Source organism: Streptosporangium sp. NPDC050148 (genome assembly GCF_055586505.1).
Map to the genome: position 1 here is coordinate 59,366 of NZ_JBVJIA010000014.1, position 23,070 is coordinate 82,435.

Below are 23,070 nucleotides of genomic sequence, written 5' to 3' on the forward strand. Positions count from 1 at the left end.
CACGACTTACATCACAGAACATCCGCGCCTTTCCGCAGAAACGCGTGACGAAAGAACGAGGGCGGCCCTGGCCGTGACGGCCTCGAAGGACGTGCACCCGTACGGATCCGGCGGTCCGCCAATGATCGTTCCCGTGCCACGGCACACCGAGCCCCCGCACGGGGTCGCACATCTCGTCCCGTGTCGCGTCGAAACGAGGACAGGAACCGGCCGCGATTGTTCGTAGCGTTCCGCCATGACCAACAGCAACCCCATCCTCGTCTTGGGCGGCACCGGCACGGTCGGAAGCCGGGTCGCCGACCGGCTGCGCGACGCCGGCCATGACGTCCGGGTCGCCACCAGGCACGCCGAGTTCCGGTTCGACTGGTCGGCCCCCGAGACCTGGAGGCCCGCCCTCGAAGGCGTGCGCACCATGTACGTCCTCCTGCCCGAGCGGACCGGCATGCCGGAGTCCTTCATGCCGGAGGCGTACCGGACCGGAGTGCGCAGGGTGGTCCTCCACTCGGACCGCGGCGTCGACATCATGAACGTCACCCCCCTGCAGGAGGCGGAACGACAGGTACGCGAATCCAGGTGTGACTGGACGATCGTGCGTCCCGACTGGTTCGACCAGAACTTCGAGACCTTCTTCCGCGACTCCGTCATCGACGGGCGCCTGTGCGTGCCCATCGGCTCGGCACGCCAGGGCTTCGTGGACGCCGGCGACATCGCCGCCGTCACGGCCCGGGTCCTGACCGGGGAGGACCACATCGGACGGGTCCTGCCGCTGACCGGCCCGGAGGCGCTGTCGTTCCCGGAGGCCCTCGACCGCATCCGGGACGCGGGCGGGCCCGCGGTCCACTTCGACGGCACCCCGGACGCGTACCGCGAGTCCCTTGGCGCCGAGGGCGTACCGGAGGAGGTGATCGACACCATGATCGAGAACTTCGCGTCCCTCGCGGCGCAGGGTGACACCGAGCCCACCGGGGTCGTGGAGGAGATCCTCGGGCGTCCCGGGAAGGACTTCGCCACCTACGCGCGGGAGGCCGTGGCCGCCGGGGTGTGGAAGAGGCCCTGAGCGCACGCCCGCGGTGACCGTCTTCCTTCCGGTCCCGGGACCGGAAGGAAGCGCGGTACCGATCGCTGGCAGTGCAAGGCGCTGATCATTACGCTTTTCGCCATGGAGATGCAGCCGGAGTTACGAGCGGGTGACCATGATCGGGACCGGATCGCCGAGATGCTGCGTGTCGCGGCGGGTGACGGGCGCATCAGCATCAACGAGCTGACGGAACGGCTCGACCGGGTGTACGCGTCCCGCACCTTCCGTGAGCTGGACGCCGTCGTCGCCGACCTGCCCCAGGGCAGGCTTGAGGTACGACCGGACGCCCAGGACGCCCAGGACGCCCAGGACGTCCTGCGGTTGCACACCTACACGCGCACGGTCAGGCAGACCGGGCGGTGGACGGTGCCCGCGCGGATCGACGTCGACTGCACCTGGCGCACCGCGGTGATCGACTTCAGGGAGGCGATCTGCCCGCACCGCGAGATCACCATGCACATGCAGTGCCTTTCGCCCTTCGGGGACATCGTCATCCGCGTCCCTGCCGGCTGGCAGGTGCTCTCCGACGAGGTGACGTCCGGTGGGTGGCTGCCGTTCCGGCGAGTCCACAACAGGCCGCCCGGGCCCCCCTCGCCGGGCGGGACGGTGTTGCGGCTGTCCGGCCACACCAGAGGGGACGTCTGGGTGCGGTACCACCGCCCGACCGCCTGACGGTCACCGTTTCAGCGGCCGCTCGGCACGTCGACGAAGGTGGCGCCGATCTCCGTCATCCGCTCGACCGCGTAGGAGGGGTCGATCAGGCCCTCGGGAGTGTGGATCCCCGGCGCCGCGGGTTCGCCGCGCAGGCCGAGGAGCCGTTCGACACCGAGGGCGATGCCGAGCGAGGTCAGGGGGCGCTGACCCTCGGGGTGGAGGAGGTGGTGACCGGTGCGGCGCGGCGCACCGGTGAGATCCAGGCCCTCGAGGTCGATCCTGACCTCTGTGGAGGCGGGTCCGCCGCGGCGCCTGCTCGCGGACTCGCCGACGGCGAAGTCGAGGCGGACGTTCGGTGCCCCCGTCGCGAGGGCGAGGCTCGGGACGTCCAGGGTGGGGATGGCCTGGCCGGGCAGGAGGACGCCGTCCACGCCGGGGACCTCCGCCTGCGCGTCGGGGCCGGTGAGCCAGGTGAAGACACCGTCGCGGCGGACGAACCCCGCCGAGGTGGCGGCCATCAGGCGCTGAAGGTCCGCCGTCCCGGCGGGCCCACCGCTGTCCGTCTCGTCGAGCACGGCGCCGATCCGGATGGTGTCGACCCGGTCGAACCCCCTGGCGAGTTCCAGCACGGCGAGGACGAGGAACCCGGCGTACAGGTGGCCGGCCAGCAGGATCGGTGCGGCGCCGGCCCGCAGGCCGCCCGCGACCACCTCGGGTGCGACCTCCACCAGGCCGCTGGAGATGCCGATGTACGGCAATCCGTGGTCCTGCGCGTAACGGAGCCCGTTCAGACGGTCGTCCCACACGGCCGCGACGACCGCCGAGTGGTCGTGGCCGGACGGAAGGCCGAGGTCGCCGCGTCGCAGATCGATGGTCGTGGCCGTCGCGGTGCCGAGCCGGTCGGCGACACGCCGCGCGCGATCGAGGTCGCGGCCCGCGATCGTCAGCGGCAGCGTCGGGTGCCAGCGGCGCAGCACGGCGGCGGCCCCCGAGCCCGCCTGGCCGGATCCACCCATGATCAGTACGGATTTCGCGTGTTCCACGACGACGTCCTCTCGCTCGACCAGCAACCTACATTCTGTAGCTTACATTTTGTAGCTTATGCTGGGTGTCGACGCAAGGGAGGACGATGGCCCCAGGATCGACCCGCCTGTCCAAGCAGGCCAGACGGGAACAGCTGCTCGACACCGCCATGACGATCGTGCGCACCCAGGGCGCCGACGGCCTGACGCTGGTCACCCTCGCCGACGCTGCGGGGGTGAGCAGACCGGTCGTCTACGACCACTTCGGCACCCGCTCCGGCCTGCTGCTGGCCCTCTACCGCAGGCTCGACGAACGGCACCGGGCCGCGTCGGCCCAGGCGTTGCGGGAGGCCGCGCCCTCCGTCGGGGAGATCGCCCGCGTCATGAGCACCGCGTACTTCGCCTGTGCCACCGACATGCCGGAGTGGCACGCCGTTTCCGCCGCGCTGAAGGGCAACCCGGAGATGGAGGAGATCCAGCACGAGATGCTCGACGGCTACAGGGACTGGATGGCCGCCGCGCTGCTGCCCCACTCGAACCTGACCCCCGAAGTGCTCCGGCTGCGCTGCACCGGGGCGCTGGGCGCGGCCGAAGCGATCGCCGGTGAGCTGAACCGTGGCCAGGCGACCGCCGCGGAGGCGGTCACGGCGCTGACCGACCTGATCGTCGGCAGTGTCTGATCCCCGGCGGGTGGCCGAGGAGAACCCGGAAGAGACCCGGCCGTCCTCGATGGCCCGGTCTCGTCCGAAGGACTCCCCACCACCCCAGGCCAAGGGACAGGTGGCCCGGCAGGACCGCCGTCAACCCTCACGTCCGTCAATGCAACGCGCGCTCCAGGGCCCGCCGGTTGCGCATCATCCACGCCGCTGCCCGGACACGCCACGCCATGCCCCACAGTGGTCCGCAGTCCCTGCTGTCCGGCGTCACCCGCGCCTCGATCGCCTGGTCGGCGGCATCCCGTACGGCCACCTCGATGGTCGCGTCCAGCAGCACATCTGCGCCAGTTCCACCAGCGGATTCACCGGACCCGCCACCTCCCGGTCGATCAACCCCACCGGGTGACCCGCGCGCGACGATGTTCCACGGCCCGGTGTGTCGCAGTGTCCGACGACACGTTCCTCGCCCCCCATCGCCCGTCCGAACCAGGGTCGCCACACCGCCGCGGACGGAGGACTGAAGGAGGCGGCGGCCTCGTGAAGTTCACGGAGCAGAACACCCAGCCGCGTCACCCCGTCGTCACTCCAGGGCCCCGGATGCCCGAACTCACCCTCGATGTACGACACCGTCTCCCGGCCGGAACCGTCGAACCCGGTTCCCACCACCCGGGGTGCGCCGGTGAAGCCGCCCTCTTCACGGATCGACGCGTTCCAGCATCGGACACCGGCTGCGGCCACGTACCCGGTCGACGAGGCGGACGAAAACGTCACCGTGGTCGGGCGCGGTGGCGGCGGGCGTGAGCCCCCTGCGTTTGCCGCCGGTTCCCCGCTGCTCCAGCCGCATCAGTGTCGCGTCCACACCCATGGCCGCACTTTACCCAGGGCCCCGGCTCGCCATCGGGCCCCTTCGGTGTGTTCGCAAGCCGGAATCGTTCCGTAAGCCTTCGCGACTCCCGGCCTCACCTAGGGGAACGGGATCGCGTCCATCATGTGACCATCCTTGCTGCCGGTTGTCAGGGTGACGGGAATGAGCGAAGAACGGGCCACGGGACCAATGGGCTTCACGTAGCTCGCCAGGAAACACCTGGCGGTGTGACCAGGGAGTCCCATGTCCCGCACCGCTCACCATGTTCCCTTGTCGCGTTCCGGCAGCGGCAATGTCCTCGATCGTCCTGGTCCTTGGCGGTCGATCACCGTCATTGATCTGCGTTATAGCGACGTATGCCTGAAAGAAGCAGCTCGAAGCGGGCGTCGGCCGTACCCGACACCTGTCCGGCGTAGGACTGTCGTCTACTCCTGGGCGCGGGCCAATCCGCGGGACCGATTCGTAGCATGGTTCGCGGGGGTCGAGGAGCGTCGGGGGCGGCAGCGCCTTCGCCGTTCCACCGAGTCGATCCGCCAGGCGGTCAACGCCACATCCGACGGTTACAGCCTCGCCGAGACGGCCGAAGACTTCGACGTTCCGCCGTTGCGGCACCGCCGTAACGCGGTCTGGCAAGCGTGAACGTCAACCGGGCGCCATCCCCCTGGCGCCCCGGGTGGCCGATGACGACGACAGGTTCGCCGGGGTCCGCCGGTCGCCGTCTCCCGCACCGCACCGACGACGCTTCGTGCTCACCGGCGTTCACCCGACGGTGCGGACCACTTCGGCAACGACCGGCCGTTCTCCAGGTACAGCGGGTGGCCGATGCTGCGGGCGGTGACGGCGGCCATGACGCAGGTGGTGAGCCGTTCGATCAGGAGGCCGGGCAGTTCCTCGACGGGATGGAAGTCGTACCCGGCCAGCTCGTCGGCTCCGAGCCGGATGCTGTCGCGCATGGCCGGGCTGAGAACCCCGCCGTCGAAGAGGAACAGGATCTCGTCGCCCTCCTCGTGGCGGGACGGCCAGTCGACCACGAGAAGGCCGCCGATCGGCGGCCGGATGCCGAGTTCTTCCCGGACCTCGCGTACGCAGGCCTGGAACGGGGTCTCACCGGGCTCGATGTAACCGCCGGGGACGTCGTGACAGTCCTTGTAGTGGGGGTCGACCAGCAACAGGCGGCCGTGGTCGTCGAAGAAGAGCGCCCCGGCCGCGGCGTGAGGGCTGGCCATGGGCGGGGCCCCTTGTTCGGTCATGGTGCCTACGGTACGGGAAGCACCTGGCGTGACGATCGCCCAGGTGACGTGCAGGCGGTGAGCGGGATCGGTGGGCCGGTGGCCGGGTCCGCCCCCTGACGACGGACCCGGTTCGGGACGGGCCGACGGCCGGGACGAGCGTCCTAGTCGTTGTCCTGCTCGACGGCGTCCCACAGGAAGGCGCTGCTGCCGGTGATCTGGCTGCTGCGGGAGTCGAACGTCGCCGAGCCGTTCACCGCGTCGTCGTCCTCGGCCGCCGTCACGGTGAGAGGCTGGGGGACGTCCCAGTTGTCCGGGGTGAAGGTCAGCGGCGGTCCGGCGGACAGGCTCGTGTCGCCGTAGACCCGCCCGGTTCCCACGATGACGTTGCCCGGGGGCCGCTGGCTGAGCCGTACCTGGACGCTCGCCGTGCCGCCCTCGGGCACCGTGAGGTCGGAGGGGGAGATGAGGATCCGCAGCCGCGGGGGTGAGGGCGAGGGGCTGGGTGAAGGGGTGGGACTCGGCACCAGCTTGACCGTGCACGGCACACCGTTGAGGGCGAAGTCCGTCGGCGGCGGGTTGCTACCGGTCCAGGTTCCGTTGAAGCCGATGCCGAAGGTCTTCCCGGAGGGGATCGATCCGCCCCAGGTGGGGTTTCTGGCGGTGACCAGCCGGTCGCTCTGGCTCCACTGCGCGCTGAAGCCGGTGGTGATCCGCTGGGTGCCCGGGAACGTGAAGGTCAGCGCCCAGTCCGAGAGCGGGTCTCCGGTGTTGGTGATGTCGATGAAGGCGGTGAAGCCGCCCGACGAGGTGCCCCAGGTGTGCGAGGTGTAGGTCACGGCGCAACCGACCGCCGCGTCGGCGGAGGCGGCCGTAGTGCCCATGACGGCCCCGGTCCCGGCCGCGAGGAGCGCGGTGGCCGCGGCCGATGTCAGAACCCTGTTCCGTAACGAACCCTTACCGAGTCTCACGAATGATCATCCTCCCGTTGAAAACCCCGTCGGCCGCCGCCCGTCCACGCCGGTGGTTTCAGGTTCGGACGGTTCCCGGAGGATGTACAGATACCGCCGTCGCCGTGCGGTCACCGCCTCCCCGGGGCCCGTACCAGGGCCTGGGCAGGGGTCTTGAAGACCTCGGGAAACACCTCCCTCCCACCCGCCGTCCAGGTGGGACGGCAGACGGAACCAGGTGAAAGTTTCACGTGGCGCCGACGACCTGAACCAGGGAGATCGGCCGACAGAGATCATCCTCCGGCCTGGAAACGGTCTGCGTGCTCGTCCGCCCACTGCGTGAACGTTCGTGCCGGACGGCCGGTCACCTGTGCGACCGTGTCGTCCACGGTCGTGGAGGAATCACTGGGCTCGGCATACCAGCCGACGACATACTCGGCGTCCGCCCGGGACACGCCGGTGGCCATCAGCCTGTCGATCGCCTGTTCGTGCGTTATCGGCTCGAAGGTGATGTCGCGGCGGACAGCTCGGGACAGGATCGCGATTCGCTCACGTGGGGTCAGCGCTTCAGGTCCGGTGAGGTTGTAGGACCGTCCTGCGTGGCCGTCATCCATCAGTGCGACGGCTGCCACGGCCGCGATGTCGGCCTCGTGCACCAGCGCGCTGGGAAAGTCGTACGGTTCTCGGACCACTCCCTCGGCTCGGATCGATTCGGCCCAGCTCAACGTGTTGGACATGAACTCCTGTGCTTCCAGCCGTGTCCACTCCACACCTGAGTCCGCCACCGCCTGCTCGACCGGGCCCACCCAGCCGCCCCACAGCACGGTGATGCGCTGAACGCCCGCGGCGACCGCCCGCTGGACCAGCTCGGGCCCGACCTCGGCCAGCCCCGCCGTCACCGTGATGTGCAACCGGCTGACGCCGTGGAGTGCGGCGTCCAGCTTCTCCGGTGTGTTGTGCGTGCCGGCCACGAGCTCCACCTCGGCCGGAAATCTTCCCGCGTTCGCCGCCGGGTCTCGCGTCAGAGCCCGAACCCGCTCTCCTCGGCGGACCAGCTCTGCCACAACGTGCCGGCCGGTGTTCCCGGTGGCACCTGTCACCAAGGTCGTCACAGTCGAGTCCCTAGATCGTCTTGTCCGGATGAGTCGCCGACGAGCCTAGAAACTCAACCGCACTCGAGGTCAAGAAGTCCGCCCGCCACCGGCGTGCCCGTCGGTCCGGTCGCTCACCTGACCGATGATCACTACCGCACCTGGCATCCTGAGCCGCTGGGGCCACGTCGCCCCGGACACAGGCGCTCACACAGCACCCCGGCACCCCCGGCACCCTCTGATGCCTCGTGCCCTCACCCGTACCGCCTCCATGTCAGGCGCAGCCCGCCAGGAGTTCCGCGGGGCGTTCAGCGGGGGTGTGATCAGGAGTCCGGCACCACAGAGTTTCGGCTGCCGCCGGTCGGTATCGGTTGCTGCTGAAAGGGGCCGCCCCTACCGCAGCAGCTCGGAGATCCGGGCCTGGTCCTGGTCCGTGGCGGTGAAGGTGACGAGTTTCTGCTCGGGTGCGTCGGCGACCTGAAGCACGACGTGGCGCAACTCGAACTCTCCGAGGGCCGGGTGGTACAGCCGCTTGATGCCGGAGCCCAGAGGTACGACTTTGTGCTGCGGCCACCAGTCCCTCACCTCGGGGCTCGCCGCGTGCAGGCGATCGAGCAACGTGCTGAAGCCGGAGTCACCCGGGTGCCGTGCAGCGGCCGTGCGGAATCGGCCGAGCAGCGCGGACGCCTCGCCCGGCCAGTCGACCATGACCTTCCGTGCGTCGGGATCGGTGAACATCCACCAGAGCATGTTGCGAGCCTCCGGCGGGCGGGCCGGCCAGTCGGTCCACAGCGCCCGGGCGGCCCGGTTGGAGGCCAGCACATCCCAGCACCGGCCGGTGACGTAGGTCGGGCACGGGTCGAGCCGGTCGACGAGCGAGACGACGGCGGGTGAGAGCGATTCGACGACGGCGGATGTCCCGGTGGGCGGAGCGCCGTGAACGAGCTCGTGGACATGGCTCCGCTCGGCGGCGTCGAGGCGCAGCGCCGCCGAGAGCGCGTCGAGCACCTGGCGCGACGGACGCACCTCGCGGCCCTGCTCCAGATAGGTGTAGTACGTCGGGGAGATGGCCGCGAGCTGGGCCACCTCCTCGCGGCGCAGTCCGCGGGTCCGGCGCCGGGTCCCCGCGGGCAGGCCGACGTCGGCGGGCTGAAGCCGCTCGCGGCGGGAACGCAGCAGGTTCCCCAGCTCTCTCGCCCTGATCGCGGAGTGAGACATCCTGGCACTTCCATTACTAGGAAAAACGACCTGTGGATACCAGGATAAGCCGTGGCTACGTTGCCCTCATGAACGTCATGAGCACACGAATCCTCGGGCCGGAAGGTCTCACCGTCTCTGCGGTCGGCCTCGGCTGTATGGGCATGTCCCAGGGCTACGGGGCGGCCGACGACACCGAGTCGATCGCCACCCTGCACCGGGCCGTCGACCTGGGCGTCACCTTCCTGGACACCGCCATGAGCTACGGCCGCGGCCACAACGAGCGGCTGCTCGGCCGGGCGCTCGCCGGACGCCGCGACAAGGTGGTCGTGGCCACCAAGTTCGGAATCATCCGTGATGACGACGGCGTACGGGTCGACGGCCGGCCCGAGAACGTCCGCGCCTACTGCGAAGCGTCACTGGCCCGCCTCGGCGTCGACCACATCGACCTGTATTACCAGCACCGCGTCGACCCGCAGGTGCCGATCGAGGAGACCGTCGGCGCGATGGCCGAACTGGTCACCGAGGGCAAAGCCCGACACCTCGGGCTGTCCGAGGCGAGCCCCGGCGAGCTCGAGCGAGCGGCCGCCACCCACCCGATCAGCGCGGCGCAGTACGAATGGTCGCTGTGGTGGCGCGACATCGAGGACGACGTGCTGCCCACGGCCCGGCGGCTGGGCATCGGGCTGGTCCCCTACAGCCCGCTCGGCCGAGGCTTCCTGGCCGGCGCCGTCACCGCGGACACCTTCGGGGCCGGCGACTTCCGCGGCGGCGACCCGCGGTTCCAGGGCGAGAACCTGGAGCGCAACCGGGCGCTCGTCGCCGAGGTGCGCCGACTGGCCGCCGAGCGCGAGGTGACCCCGGCTCAGCTGTCTCTCGCCTGGCTGCTGGCGCAGGGCGACGACGTCGTCCCGATCCCCGGGACCCGGCGCGCCGCGCGTCTGGCCGAGAACGCCAGGAGTGCCGAGATCGTGCTGTCCCCCGCCGATCGCGACCTGCTGGAGGCGGCCGTACCCCGGGCGGCCTGGTCGGGAGACCGCCGGGCGTTCGCCGCCCACCGCACCGTCCGGACCCCGGCCTGACCGGGCCCTACGCCATCCGTACCGGACGCGTCGACGTCACGATGGGCTGCTGATGGAGGGTTGCCTCGCCCGGCCGGACTCGGGTTCGTGGCGCTCACCCTCGGCGTTCATCACCGGACCGCCCCGGACGGCACTCGGCGGCGTCGCTGATGCCTCGACGGCGGGCGTGGCGGTGAAGGTCGTGTCGGAGACGCTCGGTCGCAGCAGGTTCTCGTCCACCGCGGATCTCTACACGTCGGTGATTCCCAAGGTCGTGGAGGCTGCGGAGTCCACGCTGGCCTTGATCCCGTGCCTTCCACGGCAGGCCGGCAGTTGGCTCGATGGTCTGGCAACGGTCCGCTGCGGTGGTCGTGGATCACTGTCGTACCCAGCGCACCCTGCAGGATTCGAACCTGCGACCGTCGGATTAGAAGTCCGATGCTCTATCCAGCTGAGCTAAGGGTGCTCCCGATCAATTGTGCATGATCCGGGGAGTGCCCACGTATCGGTTTCGGGGCTGTGTCGCGAAGGTCACTCCATGATTCCGTCATCTCCCGGCGGGTGGCCTTCCCTCCACCGGTCGGAGGGCGGGTACGGGGCGCCGTTCGGTCTCCTCCTGGAAGCCGCGTGCCGACCGCGGAAGCCGCGCACCGGCCCGGAGGTGGCGGGCCGACCTCCGGAAGCCGCAGCCCCCCGGAAGCCGCAGACCGCCCCCGGAGGTCGCAGACCCTCTGGAGGTCGCGGACCGCCCCCGGCCGACTCCCGGTCTCCCCTCGACCACCCCGAGATCGATCTTCGATCGGGCCGTCGGGACCGATCGGGCCGTCGGGACGGTCCCCACCTGCCCGCCGGGAAGCCCGCGACCGGCATCCGGCCCTTCCGCTCCGCCCACGCGGTCCGCCCGAATCGTTCCCGTCGGAAGGCGGACCGGTCTAGGCTCGTATGCCATGTTCGTCGCCACGGTCCGAGAGGAGATCCCCCTCCTGGGGGGTGACGTCACCGAGGGAGTGGTGCGGGTCGGGGACACCGTACGCCGTCCTCGCAGGCCCTCCACGGAGTCGGTGCACGCGTTGCTGCGCCATCTGGAGCGGTCCGGGTTCGAGGGTGCTCCCCGGGCGCTGGGCGTGGACGAGCAGGGCAGGGAGGTACTGAGCTACGTCGAGGGCGAGTCCGCGGCCAGGCCGTTGCCCGCGTACGCGCTCACCGGCGAGGCGCTGGTCGCGCTGGCGCGACTGCTGCGGCGGTTCCACGACGCCGCCGAGGGGTTCGTCCCGCCCGAGGGGGCCCGCTGGGAGGCGGGGTCCAACGACGACGCGGCCCCGGCCCTGGTGGGGCACTGCGACGTCAACCTCGACAACGTGATCTTCCGCGACGGGCTCCCGGTGGCGCTGATCGACTTCGACATGGCCAGGCCGACGACCAGGCTGTTCGACGTGGTGACCACGCTGCGCCACTGGGCGCCGATCGCCGATCCGGTGGATCTGGAGCCGCTCCAGCGCGAACTGGAGGTCGGCCCGCGGCTCCGGTCGTTCTGCGACGCGTACGGCCTGGAGGCCCGTGACCGGCGCCGTCTGCTGGACCTCGCCCGGCTCCGCTTCGACCGTTCCTACCACGCGATGCGGGTCAAGGCCGAGCGCGACTCCGCGGACGGAGGGTGGGCCCGGATGTGGGCCGGCGGGGCGGGTGAGCGCATCCGGCGGGCCTGTGCCTGGCTGGAGACACACCAGGATGAGCTTCATGAGCATCTCGTGTAGGAGATCGAAGGACGGGCGCCGGTACGGGCCGGGAAGGGCCGAAGGGCTGGGGATGCTCGCCGGGATCGCGATCGACGCGGTGTTCGCCGATCCCCGGCGCGGGCACCCGGTCGCGCTGTTCGGCACCGGCGCCGCCACGGTGGAGCGCCGGCTGTACGGAGACGACCGGTTCCGGGGCGTGCTGCACGTGGCCGCGTGCGTCATCCCGGTGGCGCTGCTCGGTCTCGCCGCGACCAGGCCGCGTGACCCGGTGGTCCGGGCCGTGCTGAGCGCGGCCGCGACCTGGGCGGTCGTGGGCGGTACCACGCTGGCCCGGGAGGGCACGGCGATGGCCGTCCTCCTGGAGGACGGTGACCTGGCCGGGGCCCGGGGGAGGCTGTCGCATCTGTGCGGGCGCGACCCGTCGGGGCTGGGGGCGCCGGGGCTCGCCAGGGCGACCGTCGAGTCGGTCGCGGAGAACACCTCCGACGCGGTCGTGGCCCCCCTGTTCTGGGGTGCGGTGGCCGGGGTGCCCGGCCTGCTGGCGTACCGGGCGGTCAACACGCTGGACGCGATGGTCGGTCACCGCAACGCGCGCTACGAGCGTTTCGGCTGGGCCGCGGCCCGTCTCGACGACGTGGCCAACCTCGTGCCCGCCCGCATCACCGGACTGCTCGCCGTGCTCGGTGCCCCCCTGGTGGGAGGGTCGGTCCGGGAGGCGGCGGCGGTGCTGCGCAGGGACGGCCACCGCCATCCCAGCCCCAACGCGGGCCGCTGCGAGGCGGCCTTCGCGGGCGCGCTGGGCCGCACGCTGGGCGGCGTGAACGTGTACGGCACCCGCGTGGAGCACCGGCCGGAGATGGGTGACGGGCCCGCGCCCTCGGTCGCGGACATCCGCCGGTCCGTACGGCTGGCGCGCGCGGTGGGCCTGGGGGCCGCGGCCCTGGCGGTGACGGCCCTGCTGCTGCGGCGCCGGTGAGGGGAACGGTCAGGTGCCGCCGCGGCGCCGGTGCAGGGAGCGGGCGGGAGAAGGCGCGGGGGCGGATGGGCGGCACGGTCGCGGGCCCGGCATGCTGGTCGGCATGACGGCCGATCCCACCGCAGGACCCCCCACGACCGCGATCCGTCCCGGACCGCCGCGCCGCACCGGCAGCGCCCTGCCCCCGGGTGACGGACCCGGCGCGTTCCCGGGCCGGACACCTCGCTCGCCGTACGGCCGCGCGCCCGCGGAAGCGGGAACGGGAACGTACGACGGGGACGTGCCGGTCGCGGGCCGGACCGGGGCCGGAGCCGGGGCGTGAAGGGGGCGCTGCTGGTCGCGGGGACGACCTCGGACGCCGGCAAGAGCGTCGTCACCGCGGGCATCTGCCGCTGGCTGGCCCGCCAGGGCGTGAAGGTCGCGCCGTACAAGGCGCAGAACATGTCGCTGAACTCGTTCGTCACCGCCGACGGCGCCGAGATCGGCCGGGCGCAGGCGATGCAGGCCGCCGCGTGCGGCCTGGAACCCACCGCGGACATGAACCCGATCCTCCTCAAACCGGGCAGTGACCGGCGCAGCCAGGTCGTGGTGATGGGCAGGCCGATGGCCGAGGTCGACGCCATGGAGTACTGGGACGTCAAGGAGCGGCTCCGCCGGGTCGCGGTGGAGGCGCTGGAGCGGCTGCGGAGCGCGTACGACGTGGTGGTCTGCGAGGGCGCGGGCAGTCCCGCGGAGATCAACCTGCGCAGGGGGGACATCGCGAACATGGGCCTGGCCCGTGCCGCGGACCTGCCGGTGATCGTGGTCGGCGACATCGACCGGGGTGGGGTGTTCGCCGCGCTGTACGGGACGGTGGCGCTGCTGGAACCCGCCGACCAGGCGCTGGTCGCCGGATTCGTGATCAACAAGTTCCGCGGGGCTCCCGAGCTCCTCGAACCCGGGCTGGACATGATCAGGGAGCTGACCGGCCGCCCGGTGTACGGGGTGCTGCCCTGGCTGGACGGTCTCTGGCTGGACGTCGAGGACTCGCTGGCGCTGGAGAACCGGCCCGCGATCGGGACGCGGGCCCCGTACGGACGCCAGACCCTCCGGGTGGCGGTGGTACGGCTGCCGCGGATCTCCAACTTCACCGACGTGGACGCGCTGGCCGCCGAGCCGGGGGTGACGGTCCGCTTCGTGACCTCGCCCGGCGAGCTGGAGGACGCCGACCTGGTGGTGCTGCCCGGCTCCCGGGCCACCGTCTCCGACCTGGCCTGGCTGCGCGCCACCGGCCTGGCCGGAGCCCTGCCCGGACGGGCCGTGCTGGGGATCTGCGGCGGCTACCAGATGCTCGCCAGGACCATCCGCGACGACGTCGAGTCCGGTGCCGGCCCGGTCGAGGGGCTGGGGCTGCTGCCCGCGACGGTGGAGTTCGCCCGGGACAAGACGCTGGGACGCCCGGTCGGTTCCGCCTACGGCCACCGCGTCGAGGCGTACGAGATCCACCACGGGGTGGTGACCGCCGACGGTGGCGAGCCCTTCCTGGACGGCTGCCGGGACGGCTCGGTGTGGGGGACCACCTGGCACGGAGCCCTGGAGAACGACGGCTTCCGCAGGGCGTTCCTCGCCGACGTGGCCGCGACCTGCGGACGGGACTTCGTCCCGGCGCCGGACGTGTCGTTCGCCGCGCTGCGCCAGGAGAGGCTGGACGCGCTGGGAGACCTGATCGAGCGGAACGTCGACACGGACGCCCTGCTCCGGCTACTGGAGGGCGGGGCACCGCCGGGGCTGCCGACGGTGCCACCGGGCGGGACCGGACGCGGGGCCCCGGACTTCTCCGCGGGCGGGTGAGCGAGGTCCGTTCAGGTGGAGGATCTGCTCCGGCGCGTGGCGGGGTCCGTTCCGGTGGTCGAGGGAATCGCTTCCGCCGGGCGAGCGGGCTCCGCTCCGGCAGGGGCGGGATGCGGCGCTTTCGGCGGGTAAAGTCGGCAGTGCCCCCGCCGGTCTCGACGGGCGCGACAGGGGAGGTCGCCGATGAGCCGCTTCATGATGTTGCTCTTCGTCATCGTCGTGATCGCCGCGGTGATCTTCGGAGTGATGCTGCTGGTGCGTGCCTCGGCGGCGCGTGCGGCCGCGGCGCGCGAGCCCGTCGCCGAGGACCCGCGGGCGATCCTCAAGCGCCGCTACGCGGCCGGGGAGATCGACGAGGACGAGTACCTCCGCCGCATGTCGGGACTGTCCCAGGACTGGTAGGTCGTCGAGCGGCCCGCCCGGCCGCCGTCCGCGCCGTCCTGGCGTCCATGCCGTTCACGTCCGCTCCGTCCGGACCGTCCGCTCCGTCCACCCCGTTCGGACAGCCCGTGCTGTCCGGGCCGTCCATCGCGACCCCCGGCCCCGTACCGGTGTCCGCGGTCAGGTCGTGGGGGCGGGGGCCGGGCGGTTCTCGGCGATCCAGGCGTCGATCTCGTCCCAGTGGTCGAAGAGCCAGCGGATCTGCTCCTCCCGGTCGCGGGGCACGTCGGCCGCGCGGACCCGCCACCACTTGGCCTTGATCTCGGCGCTGACCGGGAGGCGGTGCCAGATGTCGCCGAGGGTGACCAGGTCGTCGAGGCCGGTGTGCGCGACGAAGACCACGTCCGCCTGCGGGCAGGCCTCGATCGCGGCGATCGCCCCGTTGGGACGCGGGGCCATCAGGTGCTCCAGCTTTCGGGCCCGCGCGGCCTCGGCGGCCAGGCCCTTCTGCTCCAGCCGCAGGATGGCCCGCCAGCGCCGTTTGGGCGTGAAGTTCCCGCCCTCGGGAAAGATCACCAGGGCGTCGTCGGCGTCCATGCCGGAGGACAGGCGGCGGATCTCGTCCAGGATGCCGCTCTCGGCGGCCCTGTTCGGGACGAAGGCGTTCGGCAGGCGGTTGATCACCACGTCCAGCGAGGGGTCGAACTGCAGGGCCGCCTTCATCACGATCCTCGGGCGCCTGTTGTAGCCGGTGAGCAGGTGATGGATCAGCAGGAACGAGTCACCGGGACCGGCGTGGCGCGACAGCACGATGACGGGACGGGTCAGGCGGCGGGAGAGCTCGTCGGAGGTCGGGGTGGGCTCGTCGACCTCGACGCTCAGCCGGAAGATCCGCACGGCGGCCTCGTAGATCTTGGCCAGGAACCACCGGATCAGCTCGTAGTGGCGTTCCTGGTACTCGTCCCGGTTGAGGCGGGAGCCGAACCCGTTCGCCACCCACAGGCCCAGGCAGGCGCCCAGCATCATCGCCTCCAGCGTCAGCCAGGCCACCGCGAACCAGACCAGCCGGGTCCCGCGCCGCTGCGGGGGCGGCAGCCGGAGCGAGGCCGCGGTCACCACCAGCAGCCAGATCGGGAGCGTGATCACCGCTCCCACCGCGAGCACGACGATCAGCGGGGCGAGGACCAGGCGGCGGATGATGCGAGGAGGCAGCACGAGCGGCTCCTGCCGGTACGAAGGTGCGGTGTGGTCTTGGGTCCCTCACGAGCGGTGGTCCGGACGATGGTCCGGACGATGGATCGGGCGGTGGGTCGGACGGGGCCGGGCGGGTGGTTCAGGGCGTCCCGGCGGATCCGGGTGGATCCGGCACGCTCCCGGTGGACGCCTGCTCGGCCAGGTAGGCGGCCGAGGCCCGGTACGCCCGTTCGATGTATTTAGATATATGCGATAAATCTCGATAGCGCAGTTGGGAGAGATCCACCCCGGGACGGGCCTCGCCCCCCGAGGGCAGCACGTGAACCTCGACGTCCCCCGGCAGGGTGGCCATCTCCTCGGTGAAGCGGTGCCGACGGGCGATCTCGAAGGCGGTCATGCCGACCTCCCACGGCCGCTTCGGCACCGTCAGGGGACGCTCGATCCGGCCCACGTGCAGGACGTAGACCCGGCGCGCGCCGAGCGCGACGGCTCGGCCGATCGGGATGCTGTGCACCAGCCCGCCGTCGAGGAAGTGGTCGTCGCCGATACGGATCGGCGGCAGCAGGCCGGGAACCGCGCAGGAGGCCAGGACCGCCTCGACCACCGGCCCCTCGGTGAACCAGTGCGCGGCGGCGCGCTCGACACAGGCGGCCACGCACTGGAACGGCACGGCCAGGTCCTCGATGCGGGAGACCGGCAGGGTCCGGGCCAGCAGGCCGCGCAGGGGCTCGGCGGAGTGCAGGTGGGTGCCGCTCCGCGCGAGGGTGGACAACCGCGTCACCCACGAGCCCGCGAACGCGGTACGGACGATCTCCGAGCTCCACAGCGTGGTCAGGCGCGCGACCGCCTCGCCGGGGGCGGCGGCGACCACGACGCCGTTCAGCGCGCCCACGGAGGTGCCGACGATCACGTCCGGCGTGATGCCCGCCTCGTCGAGCGCCCGCAGCATGCCCACCTCGTGGGCGCCCATGACGCCTCCGCCCCCCAGGACGAAGGCGGTGTCCACGCTCATCGGTTCTCCTTGAGAGTGGAGGGAACGCGGCACGGTGCCGCACGATCCGGTGTGGGCATCACGATAGACCGCGCCGGGAACCACCGCGTACGCGGTGCGGGTTCCGGATCCGCGCAGTGAAGAGGGGGCCAACTGTGGGGATCCGGCCATGGCCCCGGCCGTGCCCCGGAGGGCACGATCGGGCACATGACAGCGGTGGTGCAGACCGAGGGGCTCACCAAGTTCTACGGCGGGCGCCGGGGACTTGAGGATCTCGACCTGGAGATCCGGCCCGGGGAGGTGTTCGGGTATCTCGGCCCGAACGGCGCGGGGAAGACGACCACGATCCGGCTGCTCCTGGACGTCATCCGTCCCACCAGGGGGCGGATGACGGTCCTGGGAGCCGATCCGCGGGACGCGGCCGTACGGAGCAGGATCGGCTACCTGCCCGGGGAACTGGCCCTGGAGGGCAGGGAGAACGCCGCGAGGTACCTCGCCTTCCTCGGCGCGGTGCGCGGCGGCGTGCCCGCGGGACGGATCGAGGGACTGGCCGAGCGACTGGAGGCCGACCTGTCGGCGCCCATGGGAAAGCTCTCCAAGGGCAACCGGCAGAAGATCGGCCTCATCCAGGCGTTCATGCACGAACCGGAGTTCCTGATCCTGGACGAGCCGACCAGCGGCCTGGACCCGCTGGTGCAGCAGGAGTTCCTGTCGATGGTCCGCGAGGTCCGCGCCTCCGGCCGGACCGTGCTGATGTCCTCCCACGTGCTGGCCGAGGTCGAGCACGTCTCCGACCGGGTCGGCATCGTGCGCTCCGGCCGGCTGGTCGCGGTGGAGGAGGTCGCCGCGCTCCGGGAGAAGGCGGTGCGCCGGGTGGAGTTCCACTTCGACGCGCCGGTCCCGCGCGAGGCGTTCGAGGACCTGCCCGGCGTACGGGACCTGCGGGTGGAGGGCGCCGGGGTGCGCTGCACGATCGACGGCCGCCCGGACGCGCTGGTGAAGGCGGCGGCGAGGTTCACCCTCGTGCACATGGTCAGCGCCGAGCCCGACCTTGAGGAGATCTTCCTCACCTACTACAGCGGAGAGGAGGCGCGTCATGCCCGCGCTGGTGTCGAAGAGCCTGCGTGACGACCGGAGGGCGCTGATCGGCTGGACGGCCGGGATCGGAGCGTTCTTCACGCTGTACCTGTCGTTCTACCCGAACGTCGCCGACAGCCCCGACCTGTACGGGGAGATCGCGCTCGACAAGTTCCCCGGGGCGATGCGTGACCTGATGGGCGGCCTGCAGGGCGGCTTCAGCAGCGGTTCCGGCTTCCTGCAGACGCTGGTCTACCAGCTGTTCGGGCCGCTGCTGTTCATCATGTGCGCCGCGGTGCTCGGTAACCGGGCGATCGCCAGGCCCGAGGAGTCCGGCACGCTGGAGCTGACCCTCACCCTGCCGATCACCCGGCGACGGCTGCTCCTGGAGCGCTTCGCGGCGCTGGCGCTCTCCCTGCTCGGGGTGGCCGCGGCCACCCTGGTGATCGTGCTGGTCCTGTCCGCGGCCGTCGGCCTGGGCGTCCCGGCGGACAGGATCCTGGCCGGTCACACCGGGGTCTTCCTGCTCGCCCTGTTCTTCGGCACGCTCTGCCTGACGGTCGGCGCGGCGATGAGGCGCCCGGGGGCCGCCCTGGCGGTGGTCGGGACGGTCGCCGTGGGCGGGTACGTGGTCGAGACCGTCGGCAAGGACGTGGCCGGGGTCTCCTGGCTGCGCTGGGTCTCGCCGTTCCACTACTACCTCGACGGCCGCCCGATCCAGCTCGGGTTCCCCGTCTGGGAGTATCTCGTGCTGGCGGGGGCGATCGCCGTGCTGGTGCTGGTCGCGATACCGGCCTTCGACAGGCGTGACGTGGGAGTCTGATGGACGAGCTGCTCGGCGGCCACCTCCGGGCGTTGAGGGAGGCGGCCGCCACCGGCAGGCCACCCGGCCGGGCCGAGCTCGACGACTGCCGCGTGGCCGGGACGCTGGCCGCCGAGCGGGGCCTGAGCGTGCGCGACCTGGTCGAGGCCGCGCTGGCCGGGGCCGAGACCGTGAACCCGGTTCCGTTCCCGGCCCTGCGGCGGACGGTCTCCGCCCTGATGGAGGGCTACGAGCACGCCCAGCGGTCGGCGCTGCGCCGGGAGGAGGCCGCGCGCCGGGAGTTCGTCGACGACCTGCTCCAGGGGCGTGCCGACCGGCTCGCCGAGCGGGCCGAGCACTTCGGGCTCCGCCTGGCCGAGACCTACGTGGTCGCCGTTGCCCGTCCCCGCGTCCCGGGAGCTTCCGGGGACGGCCCGGGACGTGCGGGCGACCCCACGGGCACCGCGCCCCCCGGAACCGCCGCGTCCCCCGGAACCGCCGCGTCCACCCGGACCGTCCCGGCCACCGGGACCACCGCGACGGCCAGGGCCACCGCGGCCGGCGGAACCACCGGAGCCACCGCGGCCGCCGGGGTCACCGAGGCGACGGCCCAGCGGATCGAGGAGGCGCTGATCACCAGGTTCGGCTCGCACAACGTGCTGGTCGCGGTCCGCGACGGGATGCTCGTGTGCGTCGCGCCGGGCGGCCTGACCGTCGCGATCGGCGAGTTCACCCACCACGTGCGCCAGGCGTTCGCACCCGGCTGGAGGATCGGGCTCGGCCGGCCGCACCGGGGCCCCGGCGGGGTGGTCACCTCCTACCGCGAGGGCGCCGGAGCCATCGGGCTCGGTGACCGGCTGGGGCTGCGCGCCCCCGTGCTCAAGGCCGCCGACCTGCTGGTCTTCCCGGTGCTGCTGCGCGACCGGGCGGCCATTGAGGACCTGGTGACGACGGTGCTCAACCCGCTGCTGGAGGCGCGCGGTGGCCCCGGGCCGCTGCTGGACACCCTGGAGGCCGTCTTCGCCTCCCAGGGCAACCAGACCGCGGCCGCCCGCAGGCTCGGCGTCAGCACCCGGGCGGTCACCTACCGGCTGGAACGGATCCGCCGCCTCACGGGCTTCTCGCCGGACGACTCCACCCAGCGGTTCACCCTGGAGACGGCGGTCCTGGGGGCCCGCCTCCTCGACTGGCCCGCCCACCCGCTGGGCTGACCACCCGCTGGGCCGACCACCGCGCCCGCGCCCCCGCGCCCTCGGGGCCCCGTACGGCCCCCGGGACCCACCGGCACCCCGGCGGACGCTTCCGAGGGCGTCAGGGGATCAGCAGCACCTTGCCGGTCGTGCGGCGGGCCTCCAGGTCCTCGTGGGCACGGGCGGCCTCGTCCAGCGGGTAGCGCCCGGAGACGTGCACCCGCAACCGCCCCGAGGCCACCCACCCGTACAGGTCCGAGGCCCGCCAGGTGAGCTCGTCGCGGGTGGCGACGTACGCGTTCAGGGTGGGACGGGTCAGGAACAGCGAGCCGTTCCGGGCCAGGAGCTGCGGGTCGAGGGGCGGCACCGGGCCGCTGGCCTGGCCGTACAGCGCCATCATGCCGCGCGGGCGCAGCGAGGCGATGCTCTGGTCGAAGGTGGCCGCGCCCACGCCGTCGTAGACGACGTGCACGCCGGAACCGGTCAGCTCGCGGACCGCCTCGGAGAAGCCCCCGTAGCGCAGCACCTCGTCGGCGCCCGCCCGGCGGGCCAGCTCCTCCTTCTCCTCGGTGGAGACCGTGCCGATCACCCGGGCGCCGCGCAGCTTGGCGATCTGGGTGAGCAGCAGTCCCATGCCACCGGCGGCGGCGTGCACCAGCACGTCGTCCCCGGCCTTCACCTCGTACGTGGAGTGGGTCAGGTAGTGCGCGGTCAGCCCCTGCAGGGTGACGGCCGCCGCGATCTCGGGCGTCACCCCGTCGGGTACGGCCAGCAGCTTGGAGGCCGGCACCACGACCCGGGAGGCGTAGCTGCGCGGCACGCCCGCCCAGGCCACGGTGTCGCCGACGGCGAACCCGCGGACGTCCTCGCCGACCGCGGCCACGGTGCCCGCCCCCTCCTCGCCGGGCACGAAGGGCAGCGCGAGCGGGTAGCGTCCCATCCGGTGGTAGACGTCGATGAAGTTGACCCCCGCCGCGGCGACGTCGACCAGCACCTCGCCCGGGTTCACCTCGGGGTCGGGGTGGTCGGCGCAGGTGAGGACCTCGGGTCCGCCGGTGGCGGAGACGACAATGGCGCGCATCTGCTGAACTCCTTCGGTAGGTCGGGTCCGCTCATCCTCCCGGGTCCCGTACGGGTCGCTCGCCGCGGGTCTCCCGCCCGGAGCCGTCCGGCCGCCGGGCCGGAGCGGAGGACACGAGGCGTTCCCGGTCAGGGTTTCCCGGTGGTGGCGGGGCCGTGCAGGGTGAAGTTGTCGAACGCGACCCTGAGCACGGCGCCGCTGTTCTCGCCCACCCGGGCGATCACGCCGACCAGCCCGTTGGGCAGCGGGTTGGTGTCGAGGTAGGTCTGGACCTGCTCGTCGCCGACCCACATGGTCAGCTGCACGCCCCCGTCGACCCCGGTGCACTCGGCCGACAGGCGGGTGGTCCCGCCCTTGGGCAGGTCGATCTTGACGGGTTTGGTGAGCTCGCCCCCGGCGTCCTTGACGGCCTTGCGGATCCGCGCGTTCCCCGTGGTGTCCAGCAGGAACTCGTACCGGGTCGCCTTGTTGTCGTCCTCGCCCCGGCAGAACAGCCCGTACTCGCCCACGCCGATGCTGCCGGGGCGGATCAGGATGTCGGTGCCGAGCAGGATCCGGCTCGGCGTGACCGGTGTGGGGCTCGCCGTGGGATCGGGGGTCGCGGGCGGCGCGGGGACGAAGGGGATCGGGGCCTGCTCCCGCTTGACGGCGGACTGGCCGCTGACGTCGATGGCGTAGTAGCCCTGGGGGGCGTAACCGTAGCTGCTGACCAGCGGGTTGTAGGCGCCGCCGCTCCAGCCGGTGCCGCTCTGGGTGAAGTCGTCCTGGTAGAGCAGGGCGAGGTTCTCGGGCGGGCCGCCCGGTGAGAGCGCCATGCGCACGCCGAGCGCGCCGCCCGCGACCAGCAGGAGCGCCGCGACCGCGCCGACGGCCAGTTTCCGCCGCCCGGTGACCGATCCGGGCCGGCCGGTCCCCGGGTCGCCCGGCCCGGTGCCGAGCAGGGTGTGTCCGGGGCCCTGGTGCGAGGAGGGCGCGGTCGGCGGCACGTCGGAGACCGTCCGGCCGGACCAGGTGAACGCCGGGGCCGCGGTGCCGGGCCCGTGGAAGGCGCCGCCCGGTCCGGGGGCGTCCGGCCCGGGGCCGGCCGGTCCCGGACCGGCGGGCGGGCCCGCCGGTCCGCCCGCCGTCCAGGGGCCGCCCTCCCGCGCCGGTGCCGGCCCCTGCCAGGAGGCGCGTACCGAGTGGGCCGCCTGCTCGGGCGCTGCGGAGCGGCCGACCAGGTGGTCCAGCAGCTGCTGGGAGGTGGGCCTGCGCCGGGGGTCCTTGGCCAGGGCGTGGCCGACGATCCCGCGCAGCGCGGGTTCCATGTCCTCCAGGGAGGGCTCGGTGTTGAGCACCTGGTACAGCACCGCGGGCAGCGCCTCGCCGCCGAACGGCGCCCGGCCGCTGGCGGCGAAGGCCATCAGGCAGCCCCACGAGAACACGTCGCAGGCGGCCGAGACCGGTTCGCCGCGCAGCACCTCGGGCGCCATGTAGCGGGGGGTGCCGAGGATCTCGCCGGTCCCGGTCATCCCGCTGAGCGTGTCCAGCGCGCGGGCGATACCGAAGTCGATCACGCGGGGACCGACGGGGGAGAGCAGCACGTTGGAGGGCTTGAGGTCGCGGTGCACCACCCCGGCGCCGTGGATGGCGGTCAGCGCGGTCGCCACCCCGACGGCCAGCGCGTCCAGGCTGGAGCCGCGGAGCGGCCCGCCGGAGTCGACGGCCTCCTCCAGGTTCGGGCCGGCGACGTACTCGGTGACCACGTAGAGCTGGTCGCCGTCGAGCGCCGCCTCGATGACCGCGGCCGTGCAGAACCTGCGGACCCGCTGCGCCGCGTCGGCCTCGCGGCGGAAACGCATCCGGAACCGCTCGTGCTGGCTGTACTCGGGGTTGATGACCTTGATGGCGACCTGCTGCCCGTCGGGGGACGCGCCGAGGTAGACCGTGCCCATCCCGCCCCGCCCCAGCCTGCTGAGCACGCGGTATCGGCCGATCTGCAGGGGTTCGTCGGGACTGAGGTTGTTCAC

23 protein-coding genes and 1 tRNA gene are annotated in these 23,070 nt (G+C 72.3%); 11 read left to right on the forward strand and 13 right to left on the reverse strand.

Annotated features, from left to right (window positions below; translation table 11 throughout):
* The first annotated feature begins 235 nt into the window (after window positions 1–235).
* Complete coding sequence (locus ACZ6RT_RS17725) at window positions 236–1,057, forward strand: SDR family oxidoreductase (RefSeq protein WP_470154710.1); 822 nt, start codon at window positions 236–238, stop codon at window positions 1,055–1,057.
* 102 nt (window positions 1,058–1,159) lie between these two features.
* The gene (locus ACZ6RT_RS17730; protein ID WP_470154712.1) at window positions 1,160–1,750 is read left to right on the forward strand and encodes a DUF1707 SHOCT-like domain-containing protein; all 591 of its coding nucleotides are present in this window, start codon (window positions 1,160–1,162) and stop codon (window positions 1,748–1,750) included.
* An 11-nt stretch (window positions 1,751–1,761) separates the two neighbouring features.
* On the opposite strand, the gene ACZ6RT_RS17735 is transcribed toward ACZ6RT_RS17730, so the two are convergent.
* On the reverse strand, window positions 1,762–2,802 hold the full coding sequence (locus tag ACZ6RT_RS17735) for a hypothetical protein (RefSeq protein WP_470154714.1): 1,041 nt from the start codon (window positions 2,800–2,802) through the stop codon (window positions 1,762–1,764).
* Between the two features lie 59 nt (window positions 2,803–2,861).
* Here ACZ6RT_RS17735 and ACZ6RT_RS17740 point away from each other — a divergent pair, with 59 nt between their 5' ends.
* Window positions 2,862–3,434 (forward strand): TetR/AcrR family transcriptional regulator, encoded by a 573-nt coding sequence (locus ACZ6RT_RS17740; protein ID WP_470154716.1) that lies wholly within the window; start codon window positions 2,862–2,864, stop codon window positions 3,432–3,434.
* A 136-nt stretch (window positions 3,435–3,570) separates the two neighbouring features.
* Here ACZ6RT_RS17740 and ACZ6RT_RS17745 read toward each other — a convergent pair whose 3' ends face one another.
* The 6 genes from ACZ6RT_RS17745 to ACZ6RT_RS17770 form a co-directional block, all read right to left on the reverse strand.
* A complete protein-coding gene (locus ACZ6RT_RS17745) occupies window positions 3,571–3,747 on the reverse strand; it encodes a hypothetical protein (RefSeq protein WP_470154718.1) in 177 nt (58 codons plus the stop codon).
* A gap of 357 nt (window positions 3,748–4,104) precedes the next feature.
* A complete protein-coding gene (locus ACZ6RT_RS17750; RefSeq protein ID WP_470154720.1) occupies window positions 4,105–4,275 on the reverse strand; it encodes a hypothetical protein in 171 nt (56 codons plus the stop codon).
* 749 nt (window positions 4,276–5,024) lie between these two features.
* A complete protein-coding gene (locus tag ACZ6RT_RS17755) occupies window positions 5,025–5,525 on the reverse strand; it encodes an NUDIX domain-containing protein (RefSeq protein ID WP_399194794.1) in 501 nt (166 codons plus the stop codon).
* A gap of 143 nt (window positions 5,526–5,668) precedes the next feature.
* Window positions 5,669–6,388: a cellulose binding domain-containing protein gene (locus ACZ6RT_RS17760; protein ID WP_470154721.1), complete on the reverse strand. Its 720-nt coding sequence runs from the start codon at window positions 6,386–6,388 to the stop codon at window positions 5,669–5,671.
* Window positions 6,389–6,747: 359 nt separating this feature from the next.
* The gene (locus ACZ6RT_RS17765; RefSeq protein ID WP_470154723.1) at window positions 6,748–7,566 is read right to left on the reverse strand and encodes an NmrA family NAD(P)-binding protein; all 819 of its coding nucleotides are present in this window, start codon (window positions 7,564–7,566) and stop codon (window positions 6,748–6,750) included.
* Between the two features lie 372 nt (window positions 7,567–7,938).
* A complete protein-coding gene (locus tag ACZ6RT_RS17770; protein ID WP_470154725.1) occupies window positions 7,939–8,763 on the reverse strand; it encodes a helix-turn-helix transcriptional regulator in 825 nt (274 codons plus the stop codon).
* Window positions 8,764–8,840: 77 nt separating this feature from the next.
* Here ACZ6RT_RS17770 and ACZ6RT_RS17775 point away from each other — a divergent pair, with 77 nt between their 5' ends.
* A complete protein-coding gene (locus tag ACZ6RT_RS17775) occupies window positions 8,841–9,824 on the forward strand; it encodes an aldo/keto reductase (protein WP_470154727.1) in 984 nt (327 codons plus the stop codon).
* 36 nt (window positions 9,825–9,860) lie between these two features.
* Here the strand turns inward: ACZ6RT_RS17775 and ACZ6RT_RS17780 are convergent, their stop codons facing one another.
* The gene (locus ACZ6RT_RS17780) at window positions 9,861–10,043 is read right to left on the reverse strand and encodes a hypothetical protein (RefSeq protein ID WP_399194787.1); all 183 of its coding nucleotides are present in this window, start codon (window positions 10,041–10,043) and stop codon (window positions 9,861–9,863) included.
* 152 nt (window positions 10,044–10,195) lie between these two features.
* Window positions 10,196–10,269 (reverse strand) — tRNA-Arg (locus tag ACZ6RT_RS17785).
* 481 nt (window positions 10,270–10,750) lie between these two features.
* Here ACZ6RT_RS17785 and ACZ6RT_RS17790 point away from each other — a divergent pair.
* The 4 genes from ACZ6RT_RS17790 to ACZ6RT_RS17805 all read left to right on the forward strand — a co-directional run bounded on the left by ACZ6RT_RS17790 (window position 10,751) and on the right by ACZ6RT_RS17805 (window position 14,747).
* Window positions 10,751–11,557, forward strand: a complete 807-nt coding sequence (locus tag ACZ6RT_RS17790; protein ID WP_470154729.1) for a phosphotransferase enzyme family protein — start codon at window positions 10,751–10,753, stop codon at window positions 11,555–11,557.
* 52 nt (window positions 11,558–11,609) lie between these two features.
* Complete coding sequence (locus ACZ6RT_RS17795; protein WP_470154833.1) at window positions 11,610–12,515, forward strand: cobalamin biosynthesis protein; 906 nt, start codon at window positions 11,610–11,612, stop codon at window positions 12,513–12,515.
* Between the two features lie 318 nt (window positions 12,516–12,833).
* Complete coding sequence (locus ACZ6RT_RS17800) at window positions 12,834–14,345, forward strand: cobyric acid synthase (RefSeq protein ID WP_399194730.1); 1,512 nt, start codon at window positions 12,834–12,836, stop codon at window positions 14,343–14,345.
* 183 nt (window positions 14,346–14,528) lie between these two features.
* A complete protein-coding gene (locus ACZ6RT_RS17805) occupies window positions 14,529–14,747 on the forward strand; it encodes an SHOCT domain-containing protein (protein ID WP_344895488.1) in 219 nt (72 codons plus the stop codon).
* A 159-nt stretch (window positions 14,748–14,906) separates the two neighbouring features.
* On the opposite strand, the gene ACZ6RT_RS17810 is transcribed toward ACZ6RT_RS17805, so the two are convergent.
* Complete coding sequence (locus ACZ6RT_RS17810) at window positions 14,907–15,941, reverse strand: 1-acyl-sn-glycerol-3-phosphate acyltransferase (RefSeq protein ID WP_399194728.1); 1,035 nt, start codon at window positions 15,939–15,941, stop codon at window positions 14,907–14,909.
* A gap of 118 nt (window positions 15,942–16,059) precedes the next feature.
* Entirely contained in the window at window positions 16,060–16,932 is an 873-nt protein-coding gene (locus ACZ6RT_RS17815; RefSeq protein ID WP_399194726.1) for a patatin-like phospholipase family protein, read from the reverse strand.
* Window positions 16,933–17,118: 186 nt separating this feature from the next.
* Between ACZ6RT_RS17815 and ACZ6RT_RS17820 the strand changes: the two genes are divergently transcribed.
* The 3 genes from ACZ6RT_RS17820 to ACZ6RT_RS17830 are packed head-to-tail and all read left to right on the forward strand — an operon-like array spanning window position 17,119 to window position 20,001.
* A complete protein-coding gene (locus ACZ6RT_RS17820) occupies window positions 17,119–18,039 on the forward strand; it encodes an ABC transporter ATP-binding protein (protein ID WP_399194724.1) in 921 nt (306 codons plus the stop codon).
* On the forward strand, window positions 18,008–18,811 hold the full coding sequence (locus tag ACZ6RT_RS17825) for an ABC transporter permease subunit (protein ID WP_470154731.1): 804 nt from the start codon (window positions 18,008–18,010) through the stop codon (window positions 18,809–18,811). The genes ACZ6RT_RS17820 and ACZ6RT_RS17825 overlap by 32 nt, the downstream gene beginning before the upstream one ends.
* Window positions 18,811–20,001: a PucR family transcriptional regulator gene (locus ACZ6RT_RS17830; RefSeq protein WP_470154733.1), complete on the forward strand. Its 1,191-nt coding sequence runs from the start codon at window positions 18,811–18,813 to the stop codon at window positions 19,999–20,001. The genes ACZ6RT_RS17825 and ACZ6RT_RS17830 overlap by 1 nt, the downstream gene beginning before the upstream one ends.
* A 100-nt stretch (window positions 20,002–20,101) precedes the next feature.
* Here ACZ6RT_RS17830 and ACZ6RT_RS17835 read toward each other — a convergent pair whose 3' ends face one another.
* Entirely contained in the window at window positions 20,102–21,061 is a 960-nt protein-coding gene (locus ACZ6RT_RS17835; RefSeq protein ID WP_470154734.1) for a quinone oxidoreductase family protein, read from the reverse strand.
* Between the two features lie 128 nt (window positions 21,062–21,189).
* The gene (locus ACZ6RT_RS17840; protein WP_470154735.1) at window positions 21,190–23,070 is read right to left on the reverse strand and encodes a serine/threonine-protein kinase; all 1,881 of its coding nucleotides are present in this window, start codon (window positions 23,068–23,070) and stop codon (window positions 21,190–21,192) included.